10 protein-coding genes are annotated in these 12,764 nt (G+C 63.1%); 2 read left to right on the forward strand and 8 right to left on the reverse strand.

The features are described from left to right. Positions 1-10: 10 nt before the first annotated feature. Entirely contained in the window at positions 11-331 is a 321-nt protein-coding gene (locus ACZ5ZH_RS10000) for a hypothetical protein (RefSeq protein ID WP_464771402.1), read from the reverse strand. Positions 332-369: 38 nt separating this feature from the next. Here ACZ5ZH_RS10000 and ACZ5ZH_RS10005 point away from each other — a divergent pair, with 38 nt between their 5' ends. Beyond that, on the forward strand, positions 370-1,497 hold the full coding sequence (locus ACZ5ZH_RS10005) for a serine hydrolase domain-containing protein (RefSeq protein ID WP_464771403.1): 1,128 nt from the start codon (positions 370-372) through the stop codon (positions 1,495-1,497). Positions 1,498-1,911: 414 nt separating this feature from the next. Here the strand turns inward: ACZ5ZH_RS10005 and ACZ5ZH_RS10010 are convergent, their stop codons facing one another. The 3 genes from ACZ5ZH_RS10010 to ACZ5ZH_RS10020 all read right to left on the reverse strand — a co-directional run bounded on the left by ACZ5ZH_RS10010 (position 1,912) and on the right by ACZ5ZH_RS10020 (position 7,463). Continuing rightward, positions 1,912-2,175 carry a DUF5818 domain-containing protein gene (locus ACZ5ZH_RS10010; RefSeq protein WP_464771404.1) on the reverse strand — a complete coding sequence of 88 codons (264 nt, stop codon included), beginning with the start codon at positions 2,173-2,175 and terminating at the stop codon, positions 1,912-1,914. Between the two features lie 6 nt (positions 2,176-2,181). Then, the gene (locus tag ACZ5ZH_RS10015; protein WP_460986894.1) at positions 2,182-2,469 is read right to left on the reverse strand and encodes a hypothetical protein; all 288 of its coding nucleotides are present in this window, start codon (positions 2,467-2,469) and stop codon (positions 2,182-2,184) included. Positions 2,470-2,579: 110 nt separating this feature from the next. Further along, positions 2,580-7,463: an autotransporter domain-containing protein gene (locus ACZ5ZH_RS10020; RefSeq protein WP_464775175.1), complete on the reverse strand. Its 4,884-nt coding sequence runs from the start codon at positions 7,461-7,463 to the stop codon at positions 2,580-2,582. 461 nt (positions 7,464-7,924) lie between these two features. Here ACZ5ZH_RS10020 and ACZ5ZH_RS10025 point away from each other — a divergent pair, with 461 nt between their 5' ends. Then, positions 7,925-8,659 (forward strand): hypothetical protein, encoded by a 735-nt coding sequence (locus ACZ5ZH_RS10025; protein WP_449474344.1) that lies wholly within the window; start codon positions 7,925-7,927, stop codon positions 8,657-8,659. Between the two features lie 43 nt (positions 8,660-8,702). On the opposite strand, the gene ACZ5ZH_RS10030 is transcribed toward ACZ5ZH_RS10025, so the two are convergent. The 4 genes from ACZ5ZH_RS10030 to ACZ5ZH_RS10045 form a co-directional block, all read right to left on the reverse strand. Continuing rightward, positions 8,703-9,491, reverse strand: a complete 789-nt coding sequence (locus ACZ5ZH_RS10030) for a PhzF family phenazine biosynthesis protein (RefSeq protein ID WP_464772633.1) — start codon at positions 9,489-9,491, stop codon at positions 8,703-8,705. Positions 9,492-9,890: 399 nt separating this feature from the next. Then, a complete protein-coding gene (gene aroC / locus ACZ5ZH_RS10035) occupies positions 9,891-10,964 on the reverse strand; it encodes a chorismate synthase (RefSeq protein WP_464771406.1) in 1,074 nt (357 codons plus the stop codon). A 19-nt stretch (positions 10,965-10,983) separates the two neighbouring features. After that, positions 10,984-11,793 (reverse strand): enoyl-ACP reductase FabI, encoded by an 810-nt coding sequence (gene fabI, locus ACZ5ZH_RS10040; protein ID WP_464771407.1) that lies wholly within the window; start codon positions 11,791-11,793, stop codon positions 10,984-10,986. Further along, complete coding sequence (locus ACZ5ZH_RS10045; protein WP_449474348.1) at positions 11,790-12,761, reverse strand: YihY/virulence factor BrkB family protein; 972 nt, start codon at positions 12,759-12,761, stop codon at positions 11,790-11,792. Before ACZ5ZH_RS10045 ends, fabI begins: the two co-directional genes overlap by 4 nt. Positions 12,762-12,764: the final 3 nt, after the last annotated feature.

The following is a 12,764-nucleotide window of genomic DNA, read 5'->3' on the forward strand; positions in this document are numbered from 1 at the left end:
TCCGCGCGCCCTAGTCGATTGGGTCGAGGAGGCAGCCCCAGCCCTTGCGGTAGCGCGCCGTGCGGGAAGCCAGGAGCGGGACGCTGGTTTCGACGCTGCTCGATTCGGGATTGTCCGAGAGGGTGACGAAGGCCATGCCGGGTTCCTTGTCGCCCTTGCAGCTGTCCATTGCGCGCCCTTCCACATAACGGCAGGAACAGGTGACGCGCGCGCCAAAACCAGCGCCCACGGCGGCGCGGGCGCGCAGGGCGCTCCAGTTCCATGCCAGCAGCAGGACGAGCAGCGCGACGATGGCGGCGAGCGCATAAATCCATTTCGGGCGTGCGGACATGCTCCCCTTTCCGATGAGCCGTGCTAAGGGCGCGGCTTATGAAGCTCGATCGGAAACGCGTAAAGGCTGTTGGCGCAGGCGCTGCCATTTTGTCGCTGCTGGCGCTGGCGGGGGGCCTCGCCGTGCGCGCCGCCGATCCGGCGACAGATTATCGCGTGTCGGCGGATGCGGGCGTGAATGAAGGGGATTTGCGCGCCGCGATCGATCCGCTGTTCGAGGGCGACGAGGATGTCGGCGAGACGCGGGCGCTGATCGTCATGCATCGCGGCGAGATCGTCGCGGAACGCTATGCGCCCGGATTCGGGCCGGAAACCAAGCTGCTTGGCTGGTCGATGGGCAAGAGCGTGACGGCGGTGCTGGTTGGCTTGATGGTTGCTGACGGGCGGCTGGCGCTGGATTCGCCGGTGCCGGTCGCGGCATGGGGTCAGCCGGGCGATCCGCGCGGAAAGATTACACTGCGGCAATTGCTCGCCATGACGTCAGGGCTGGACCATGTCGAGGATGACGAGCCGCTGGCCGAGGCGGACACGGTGCGGATGCTGTTCACCGACGGCGCGCAGGACATGAGCGCCTTTGCCGAGGCGAAGCCGCTGGCGCATGCGCCGGGTTCGCGCTTTTCCTATTCGACAGGCAATACATTGATCCTGGGCGACCTGATGGCGCGGATGCTGACCAGCAATCCCGATCCGGATGTACGGCGGCAGGCGATGCAGACCTTTATCGACGGACGGCTGAAGATTCCGGCGGGGATCAAGAGCCTGACGGTGGAATATGACGCGGCGGGCACGATGATAGGCGGCAGTTTCCTGCATATGACGGCGCGCGATTATGCGCGTTTTGGCGAATTGCTGCGGAACCATGGGCGGGGGCCGAACGGACATCAGATCGTGCCGGAAAAATGGGTCGATTTCATGCGCACACCTTCAGGGCGCAATGCGGCCTATGGCGCGCATCTTTGGCTGAACCGCGAAAGCGAGGAAAGCGTACTGATGCCGGGGGATGCGCCGCGCAGCCTGTTTGGCTGTGTGGGACATGGGGGGCAATATATATTGGTGTCGCCGGGTCAGGCGCTGACGATCGTTCGGATCGGGGCGTCACCGGAAAAGAAGCAGCGAACGGCCGTGAAGCAAGGGCTGGCAAGATTGATGCGGCTATTTCCTGCCTGAGGGTGATTTCCGCCGGATGTTAATATGCCCGGTCATCGGGCTGAGTGATCCAGATACAAGGCACGATGCTATGGCGCCTCGCCGAGGACATCTGGGTCAGGCCCGGATGACAGCCCACGAACGCGCCACACGCAAGATATCAGTCGCCGTTAAGCCGAAGCTCCAGCGCGAACGGTGGTGGGAGGTAGCGCTGACAACAGGGCGTTGCATGATGGCGAACTCGTCTGGGCCTACGTCCGCTCGCTAAAGCATGATGATGTTTGAGTGATCGTCACCCCGGACTGGATCCGGGGTTCCACTTCTTTTCTGATGCTGCCGAGGCAGCGGGACCCCGGGTCGAGCCCGGGGTGACGGAAAATCGGCCCTAATGCTCATGCTTCCGTGTAAAACGATCACGCTATAGAGGCCGCCACGTCAGCCGAGGCTGAAGCGCCCAAATAGTGCCGACCAGCCAGGCGGCAGCCGTTGCCGCAGACCGTCGCCCGGACAGATGCGATGCACGTCCAGCAGGTCAAAGCCCGACCGCCTGCCCTCTACCGTCACTCGCCTGTCGAGATAGCGTCGCGCCGATCGGGGGGCGTCAAGCTGCCACGTGCCGCCATCATCTCTCTCCAGCGCATAGCCCCATTGGCCGATGCGCAATATTCCGGTTTCCACATGCCATGTCCCTTTGGGCATCGCGGCCTATCCCCGAACCCGCTGGCGGTGCGCCCCTTCGGCGCTGCCTGACGCCGACAGTCGATCGAATATGGCACGTTTGAGCAGCGGGGACGAGTGGATGAGGTGTTGCAGTTCGCGAATGGCGCCATCGACCACGCCCTTGTCATAATCACTGACTGTCCAACGACGGGTGGATGGGGACGTTGGATCGACGAAGAAGCATATCGTTTCCTGTTCGCCCGTCAGAAGCTCAACATGATGTTGCCTTAGCCGCTCGATCAGCATGTCAGCGACATAGTGTTCCCATTTCATATTCATGCCCGTCGTTCCAATCCTGGAATGTCATGGTCTGCCAGCACGGTAGCTGGAGCAAAAAAAGGGCGCGTCGAAATCGACGCGCCCAGTGCATGAGGAGGGTTGGATCAGAAACCGAAGCTGATGCCACCGCGGACCTGAGCCAGGCTGTTGTGCCCACCGAAGCCGTAGCCGCCGGACAGGAACAGGTTGACGCGCTTGTTCACCGAAGTGTCGATGCCAAGTTCGATCAGGCCATGACCATCGGGATCGACGCCCTTCAGGTTGAAGGCATTGCCGCCGCCCACATATTGGACGGTGCGATCGCTGCCGATGTTGCCCTGGAAGCTGTACTGCACCTTGGCATAGGGGCGGTAAGCCACACCATCGACATCACCCAGCAGAGCGCCGGCCTTCACGCCGATGACCGGCGAGAAGACCGTCTTCGACGCGTCTTCGACGTTGAGACCGATGCCTGCGCCACCCTTTTCGGTGAAGCCGTTCATCGACCAGCGGCGAAGCGCCAGCTTACCGAAGGGCGTTACGACGAGACCGTTACCGGCCGCGAAGTCATAACCCATTTCCAGGCTGGCATCCCACTGCGAACCCTTGAAGTTGCCTTCGATCGTGCGGGCAAGCAGGGTCAGGTCGCGTTCGACTTCAAACTTCGAGAAGCCGTAGGCGAACTGGAAGCTGCCGTAGAAGGGACCAAAGCCCTGCGTCGCATAGGCACCGATGGTGTAGGTGCGGACCTGCGCTTCTTCCGGCGAACCCTGAGCGGTTACGTCATGCTGACCATAGCCGAAGCCGATGCCGAAGGCGCCGTCTTCCTGATAAGCGACGTCGATACCGAAGGCACCACCATAGCTGTTGGTCTTGATCTTCGACGCGCCCGAACGGGTGCCGCCCGTCTTGGCGAAGTTAGCCGAGGGGTTGAACCAGAGCTGGGTGCCCAGAGCCTCTCCATAACCGCGACGTGCCGCCAGACGGTTGACCGTGGTGTTGAAGACCGCGTTCTGATCCACCGCAGCAAGCGAACCGTAAATCTCCGCCGAGGAAAGCTCGTTGAAGACCTGCGCCGCCTGAGCGCTGTTCAGGCGCCAGTCGAGACCGGCCGCGATGTTGGCGATGTCCTGAGCGTTGGCGATCTCCGTGACCGAAGCAAAGCCATTGCCACCAGCAGCGTCCGTCTTCACCCGGGCGATGACGTCAGCCAGAGCGCTGTCGAGACCCACCGCCGCAGCAGCTGCGTTGGGGTTCGTCGCGCCGACAGCATAGCTGTTGCGGGTCGCTTCGATCGCCACGGTCTTGGCGGTCGTGTCATGCTTCAGGCCGAAGGTGACGAACTGCGAGCTAAGCGACGGGGTCGCAGTTGCCGTGACATCGCCCGTTCCGGTGTAGGTGAACAGCGTGTAGCCGTCGCCCGTGGAATAGAGGCTGTCCTTCGACACGGTCACAGCGACCTTGCCAGCCAGGTTCAGGTTCCCGTCCACCGTGACGGACGACGGAGTCGAGAAGACACCCGCATTTTCCGGAGTGGTGAAGTAGGGAATGCCGACTCCGCCGGTGATCGGGCCCAGGATTTCCGGAGCCGAACCGCCATCGTTGACGTTCAGGCTGCCGAAGCGGACCAGCGAGGGGTTGACGCCCACAACCGTCGTGCCGTTGGCAGTCTGGGTGTAGTTGCCCTGCTGATAGACTTCGATGCCCTTGATGGCTTCGGGACCCGGCGTGACGATGCTGTTGCCGACCGTGCGGATGAAGGTCGGTGCGCGGCGGCCGAGGACGAGGGTCGCATCATTGTTGATGTTGCCCTTGATCCCGAAGACCGCGTCGTCCGAAGCAACGTCCAGCTGGAGTTCGCCAGCCTGCACGTTGAGGTTGCCGACATCCATCGTCCAGGCAGCAGGCGAGGAGCCTTCAGCCGGAACATATTCGGCGCCCGTCACCACGAAGGTGCCAGCACCCGTCTTGTTGACGGTGTTGACGCCCAGCACGCGAACGGCCGTCGGGTTGAACAGCCCTTGCGCGTCTTGCGGCAGGGTCGCGACCGGCGTGAAGTTGGCCGGGGTGGTCGATCCAGCCAGCTTCAGTTCGCGGGCGCCCAGGAAACCGCCGCCGTTCAGGTTGACGGTCGTGTCGGTCAGATAGGCACCGCTGTCGTCGCGCTGTGCGTCGATGTCGCCGAGCGTGATCGACCCGTTGTTGAGGTTGATCGCCGCCTTGATGTCGGCTGTCTTGACGGCAGCTTCGCCACCCACGCTGAGGTTGAACGCGGCAGGATCAACCTGCGATGCGTTCAGGGGAACGCCCGCGCCCGAAACCAGCGAAGCCAGTTCGGAAGCGACTTCGCCCTGCGTCGATACCGCACCCGTCACGGTGAAACCGCGCGAGATGCCGTTCTGATCGACGGTGTAGGTCTGAGCCGCAGGAGCAGCCGTGACGGTGACGGCGGTCGTGTTGACCGTCGCATCGACAGTAGCCGTGCCGCTGAACACCGATCCGCCGAGCGTCGTGTTGCCCGTCAGGATGCCGTTGTTCGTGACAGCACCAGTGACGCCCTCCAGCTCGACGTCGCCAAAGGCGATGCCGTTGTTGGTGAAGCTGGCGTTGCCGCCTGCCGGAGCCGCCGTGACGTTTGCCGCGATCGTGCGGGTGCCAGCGTCGGTCGGGTTGGTGTCGGTGATCGTCGCGGAGCCGCCACCGTCCAACGCGGAAACGCTGAACACATTGCCCGCACCCGGCGTGCCGAGCGAGCCATTGTTAACGAGCGAGGCGGAGGCCAGACCTTCGACATCGACATCGCCAAGGACAGTGCCGTTGTTCGTGACCGAAGCCGCGGCGCCGACCGGCTGACCCGTGAACGTCGTTACGACGCTGACGGGGGTGAAGCCATCAGCCGCATAGGTGGTGACGGTTTCTTCGCTGCTGTCGAAGCCCGAGCTGCTGGCGAAAAGGTTGCCGCCGGTGCCGTTGTTGGCATCGCCGATGACGCTGCCTTGGCCGATGGTGATCGATGCACCGCCTACGCCGGAAGCGAAGACGTTGCCCGCCACGCTGGGCACGCCCTGCTGCGAGGGAGCATCCACGACGACCGAAGCCTGACCACCTGCGGAGGTGAAGCTGTTGGTTTGCGTGCTGGTCGTCAGCGTGTCGATACCGCCAGTGACGCTGTAATTGTCAACGCTCTCGCTGTTTGACAGGTCGGTGCCCGACGAGGCGAAGACCGATCCGCCGACCGAGCCGGTGATGTTGGCGCTCGCGTTGCCGAAAGCCGAGGTGACGCTGCCGTCACCATCGATGCGTCCGGCATTGTTGAGCGTGGCGTTGCCAGCAGCGGCCGGAGCCGTTTGCGTCGAGGTGGTGGTGACAGTAGCCGTGCCATCTCCAGCGGCGTCTACCGTCCGCGTTGCGGAGGTGGCGAATGCCACGTCAGCGGGCGTGAAGGCGAACGGGCCGACCTGCGCGGTGCTGACAGACACGTTGCCAGCGACAGCTGCATCCGCGCCGATGTCGGCCAATGCCCAAGCGGTGCCCGTAACATTCACGTTGCCACCCACATTCGCCGCACCTTGAAGCGCGACGGAAGCCGCACCGCCGGTCTGGCTCTGGGTGAACTGCGAGCTGGCGGACGAGCTGGTTCCCTGCAGAACGCCAGCGTCATAGGTGTCGGTGCTTTCCGAGGCGTTCGTCAGGTTGATGGCGAAGCCCTGGCTCGTCGAGGTGACGTTGCCCGAGATCTGGCCGCCGTTGACGTTGACCGCACTGCCTGCGTTGCCGGAGGAGAACACATCGCCGTTGCGGCCAGAATCACCGGGAGCAACCGTTCCGCTGATGTTGACGGTGCTCGTGCCGCCGGTGGTGGCGAAATCGGTCGTGTCGAGGCTGGTGGCGACGACCGTTCCGGTGCCTGCGCCATCGCGGGAGTCCGTCGCAACGTCCGTGCTGGCAGTTGCGGATGACCCACCCTGGGCTACAGAAGACACATCGCCATAGACGCTGCCGCTGACGGTAGCCGTGCTGTTGGCGGCGGAGAACTGGCTGACGCTGCCGTCATTGCCGGTGCCGAAGTTCAGCGAGCCGTTGATGCCCGCATAGGTGCCGGTGACGTCGCCGCCGACGGTTTCGCTCGAACTGCTCGACTGCGTGGTCGTGGTCGTTCCCGATACGGTGACCGTGGGACCGGTGCTGGTCGAGACCGTGCTGCCGCTCGATGCGGTAGTCTGGCCGAGGACCTGGCCATTGTTCGCGATGGTGATCGCGCCGGTGTCCGAATCGGCATCTACGTCGCCGCTGATCCGTCCAGCGGCCGCATTGGTAATCGAGATGGCACCATCAGTGGTCGAGGCCAAGGCGCTGCCGCCGACCGAGCCGCTATTGGCCAGGGTGACAGAACCGGTCGTTGCCGTGCCAACAAGGTCGCCATCGACGGAACCGTTGTTGGTGACGGAGACGTTGGCGGCATCAAGGGCTGAGCCGATCAGGCTGCCGCCGACTTCGCCCGCGGGACCGTTGACGAGCGCAACATCACCATAGGCCGAGCCGAATACGCTGCCGCCTACCGAACCGTTATTGGTAACCGAAGCCGTGCCGCCGAAGTCCGTTGCGCTGATGCTGCCCGTGACTTCGCCATTGTTGGTGGCGGTGAAGTTGTTGGCGGCGGCAGTGCTGCCGACGCCGCCAAAGGCGATGCCGGTGACCAGGCCATCGTTGGTCAGTGAAACAGCGCCATCGCCCTCGCCAGCGGCATAGCCGCCCGCGACGAAATCATAGCCGACGCTGCCGCCGCTGATGTCCGCGCCCGAGGCGATCGTTACCGTAAGGTCAGGGTTTGCAGGAGTGGTGATCGCGGCATCGATGCTGGCGTTCACCGCGGCGCTTGTACCCGCGCCGGTGGGCACGTTCACAGTTGCGGGAGCGGCTGAGGCTCCACTGGCGTTGGCGAGGAGCGCCATCGCCGGCATCGAGGCTGACAAGAGCAGCATCCGATGCAGTTTCGAGTTATTTCTCATTCTTTATTCCCCTAGTCATCGTGCAAAGCCGCAAAGCCAGACGGCACAAGGGGACATCCGGGCCGGGACGACACCACCCGACCTGCCGCATCTGATATGCGCGGTGAAATCCCCTTCACCCCCTGCACATTGCTAGACGCACTTCACGTGCGTGTGCGCAACTTGCGCAAATCTCCTATGCGCAATCGCATTGGTTCGCAATCGCTTTTTGCGGCGTCGCAAAGATGTGCGCAAATAGCTCCGAGATTTGACGGATTTGGGTCGGGCTTTTGGCCTTTTCCATGAAAATTCTGGATTCTTAAGTGCGCAAATTGTATGATCGTTCAATATGCACTTGGCAGGTTTGCGACAGCGGTGTGAACGCTTCTAGAAACAACAACGAACAAAAGGCGACGCAAGGTTTGCGATCGTCGTTTCTCCAGGTGGTCGCACGGGTGTGCCAAGAACAGGCGCAGAAAAACATGTCTTTTGATTATGAGTGGGATCAGCAGAAAGCGCGTGGGCTGATCAGCTGCCTGATAGAGGAAACCGGCCTGTCGGCGACGGAAGTAGCGCGCCGATCAGGGCTGGCTCCATCGACGCTGACCCGGATTTATCCAACACCTTCGGTCGGCTATTCCCTTTCGGCCCGGAGCATATCCAAGCTCAAGGAAGCATTCCCCGAGCCATTCGCCATGTGCGAGGCAAGAGGGATCACCGCCACCCCTTCACCGGCACCTACTCATCTGGTGAAAGAGCGGCCCCTGCCCTTTGCTATGCCGAGTGAAAGGACCATCCCGGTTTATGCCGCGTCCCTGCTGTTCCCGGACGAGGACAGTATATCGCTGGCCAACGACCTGGAGATGTGGGAGGGCGACTTCACCCAGCCGGCCGCCTTTATCCCCGCGCCATTCGGCCGTGCCGACGCGGCCCGCTATTTCGCGATCTACATCCCCAGCGAAGCGATGGAGCCGAGGTTCCGGGCAGGCGAGCGGGTGATATTGGACAGGATCAAGCCTGCCTCCATTGATACCGACGTAATCGTGCAACTGCGCGACGAAGAGGAACGATCGCTTTGGACGATAGGCAGACTGAGCGCGCGGGACCGCAACCTGATCGGCCTGACCCAATATAAGGACCGGGTGACCGCTTCCATTCACCGCAGCAAGGTCCGGCATATCTTCCCGATCATCGGGATGCTCGGCGACGAGGCTTGAGGGTTGAAGCGGCCCGGCTGCCGCCAAGCTCAATATCGTTCGCCTAAAGCAGGAACTGCCCCTCTATCACCGTGCGGCAGGCGCCGGTCAGGATGACCCGATCGCCGTCCAGACGGCAGCCAAGGCGACCGCCGCGAGCAGATGCCTGCACGGCGCTGAGCTTTACCTTATCGAGCCGGGACGCCCAGAAAGGTGTAAGCAGGCAATGGGCCGAGCCGGTCACAGGATCCTCGTCCACGCCGCCGCCGGGCACGAAGACGCGGCTGACGATGTCGCTGTCCTCGCCCGGTGCCGTAGCAATCAGCATGATGTCACCGAGCGCCGTCAATGCCGCAAAGTCAGGCTGGAGCGCGCGGACGGCCGCAGCATCAGGGAAGAGGAACAGGCTGTACCCGCCGTCGCGCCAATGGGACTCAAGCGGCTCCCCGCCGAGCCCGGCCGCAAGATCGGGCAGCGCGCGCGGCTCCAGGTGCCACGCGGGGAGGGAAAGGGCATAGCCATCCCGGTCGCGCATAACCGTCAGCACGCCCGCGTCACGGGTGCGGAAGCGCAGCGCGGTGCGGCCGCCCATCAGCACATGCCCGCTCGCCAGCGTGGCATGGCCGCAAAGCTTCACCTCGACCGTGGGCGTGAACCAGCGCAGCGCATAATTGGCGTCGGGATCATCGGGCGTCGGAACGGTGAAGGCGGTTTCCGACAGGTTGTTTTCAGCCGCGATCGCCTGGAGGGTGGCATCGTCCAACCAGCGGCCGAGCGGCATCACGGCAGCCGGATTTCCGGTGAAGGGCGCGTCGGCGAATGCGTCAACCTGGGTGAAGGGAAGGCTGGTCATGGATCGGGTTTCCGCTGGCTTGTGACGCCGATGATGACGCGCGGTGACGCCGGGCGATAGGGCCAGCGAGGAGACATTGGTCTGGATGTGCGTCAAGGGGGAGAGTGATCTGGCGTTCGATGCAGGGGCCTGAGATGCCAGCTTTCGCTGGCATGACGTGGGTGGGATACGAAATGGGCCAGCCATATGAAATGGCTGGCCCGTGTTCGCGGCTTGAGGGGACGCTTTGACCGTCAATCCAATTTTGGCCCGAAGGCCGGTGAGGAATGACGCTCCCCAGGCTTACGCACTGCCGCTCGCCCTCCCGCGGGCGATCTATGGTGCCGATGTTAACGCAGATTTACTGAGTCGTCTCGCGCTAACGTGACTTTCGACGGGTAATCGGCTCGTGTCAGCCGGTTATGCGCCGCCGCATTGCGCGCGATGCAGGAGTTTCTGGTCCGCCAGCACCAGCGCCATCATCGCTTCCACGACGGGCACGCCGCGAATCCCGACACAGGGGTCGTGGCGACCCTTCGTGATGATGTCGGATGCTTCGCCATCGCGCGTGATTGTTTCGACGGGGATGAGGATCGAGCTGGTCGGCTTGAAAGCGACGCGCAGCTTCACCGGCTGGCCGGTCGAGATACCGCCCGCAATGCCGCCTGCGTGATTGGCAAGGAAGGCTGGCCCCTCTTCGCCCGGCCGCATGGGATCGGCATTGTCTTCGCCACGCAGGCGGGCAGCAGCGAAACCGTCGCCGATTTCCACCCCCTTGACTGCGTTGATGCTCATCATCGCGGCGGCGAGTTCGCTGTCGAGCTTGGCATAGAGCGGCGCCCCCCAGCCCGCGGGCACGCCGGACGCGACGCATTCGACCACGGCGCCAAGGGACGAACCGTCCTTGCGCGCGCCGTCCACCAGTTGCTCCCACCGCTTGGCAGCTTCAGGGTCGGGGCAGAAGAAGGGGTTATTGTCGATTTCCGCCGCGTCAAAACGGGCATAGTCGATCGCGTCGCCGCCTATCTCACTGACATAGGCGAAGATATCGACCTCCGGCAGGACGAGGCGGGCCACCGCGCCCGCAGCGACACGGCTGGCGGTTTCACGCGCCGACGAACGACCGCCGCCGCGATAGTCGCGAAAGCCATATTTGGCATCGTAGGCATAGTCGGCATGACCCGGCCGATAAGCCTTGGCGACGTCCGAATAATCCTTCGACCTCTGATCGGTATTCTCGATCATCAGGCTGATCGGGGTGCCGGTGGTCTTGCCTTCGAACACGCCCGACAGGATGCGGACCTCGTCCGGTTCGCGGCGTTGGGTCGTGAACTTCGATGTGCCGGGCTTGCGCTTGTCCAGATAGGGCTGGATGTCGGCTTCGCTGATCGGCAGGCCGGGAGGGCAGCCATCGACGATCGCGCCGATGGCCGGACCATGACTCTCGCCCCAGGTGGTGAAGCGGAATACGCGGCCGAAGGTGTTGAAGCTCATATCCTGTCCCTAGCCCGGATCAGCCCTTGTCGAGCGCGATATCCGGCGCGTCTTCGGCCTTCATGCCGATGACGTTGTAGCCTGCGTCGACATGGTGGACTTCGCCGGTCACGCCCGATGCCAGATCCGACAGGAGGTAGAGGGCCGCGCCGCCGACATCCTCAATCGTCACGTTGCGGCGGAGCGGGCTGTTCAGCTCGTTCCACTTCATGATGTAGCGGAAATCGCCGATGCCGCTGGCGGCCAGCGTCTTGATGGGGCCTGCCGAAACGGCGTTGACGCGGATATTTTCCGGTCCCAGGTCCATTGCCAGATATTTCACGCTGGTTTCCAGGGCCGCCTTGGCCACGCCCATGACGTTGTAATGGGGGATGACCTTTTCGGCGCCATAATAGGACAGCGTCAGCATGCTGCCACCCTCGGCCATCAGCGCACGGGCGCGTTTGGCGACGGCGACGAAGCTGTAGGCCGAGATGTTCATCGTCATCAGGAAGTTTTCGAGGCTGGTGTCGACATATTTGCCGCGCAGCTCATTCTTGTCGGAAAAGCCGATCGCGTGGACCACGAAATCGAGCTTGCCCCAGCGTGCCTTCACTTCGTCGAAGGCCGCGTCGAGCTTGTCCATGTCGGAAACGTCGCAATCGATCAAAAAGTCCGATCCCAGTTCCTCGGCAAGCGGGCGCACGCGCTTGGCCAGCGCCTCACCCTGATAGGAAAAGGCCAGCTCAGCCCCCTGTGCGCGCAATGCCTTGGAAATGCCCCATGCGAGCGACTTGTCATTCGCCAGGCCCATGATGAGACCTCGTTTTCCCGCCATCAAGCCCGTCATTCTACCGTCCCGTTCCCTTTACGATCCTCCATGCCGCGCTCCACTTCCTCTTCGGGAAATTCGGCAAGCGCCGCATTGAGTTCCGCGCCAATTACCACGCCAAGCCCGACGAGGAAGAAAAAAATGAGTGTGATCATTACGCCAGCCAGACTGCCATAGGTGCGGTCATAGCCGCCGAGCAGCGAAAGTGTGGGGGGCAACAGCATGGTGACGCCATACCACCAAAGCGCCGTGGCGACCGCGCCGGGCCATTTGGGAAAGCGTTTGTCCTTGTAGGCGCTGGGTGTCAGCGAGAAATAGAGATAATAAAGGGCGACGCAGAGGATCAGCATCGGCAGGGCGCGCGTCAGGGTGACGATCTGCATCGCCTGGTCCGCGAAGGGCAGCAGCTGGTGCAGGAACTGGTCGATGCCGGTTATGACGACCTGAAGGGAAAAGGCGAACATCACGGCAAACACGCTGACCAACGTGATGCCGATGGCGGTCAGGCGATAGTGCCAGAAAGGCCGCGTGCTTTTGGTGCCGTAGGCGCGGCGGAGAATGTCGCGGATGGTTTCGATGAGGCTCCCCACCGTCCACAGGCCAACAAGGCCGCCCAGCCAGAGCAGCGGTCCGGTGCGGGCGGTGAGCACGTCGATGATGGGCTGTTTCACCACGCTGGCGACGCCGGGCGGCACGGTTTCGAGGAAAGCGCCCACCGCCGCCAGGCCATCCTGCGACCGGCCGAAGATGCTGGCAACCGCCGCCGCGACGATGAAGAAGGGGAAGAGCGTCATCAGCGAGAGATAGGCGAGGTTTCCCGCGTGGATGAAGCCATCGCTATAGGTGCCGACAGCCACCCGCTTCATGATTTCGAAGGCGTGGCTGCCGGGTCGGACCTTGGCTATGCCGCGGTTGAGATGGGCACGAGCGTCGTCCGCGATCCGTTTGCGGCGGGATTCGGGTGAGTAGGGTGAAGGCTGCGGCATGCC

The sequence above is a fragment of the Sphingobium sp. TomMM7A genome, assembly GCF_055397305.1.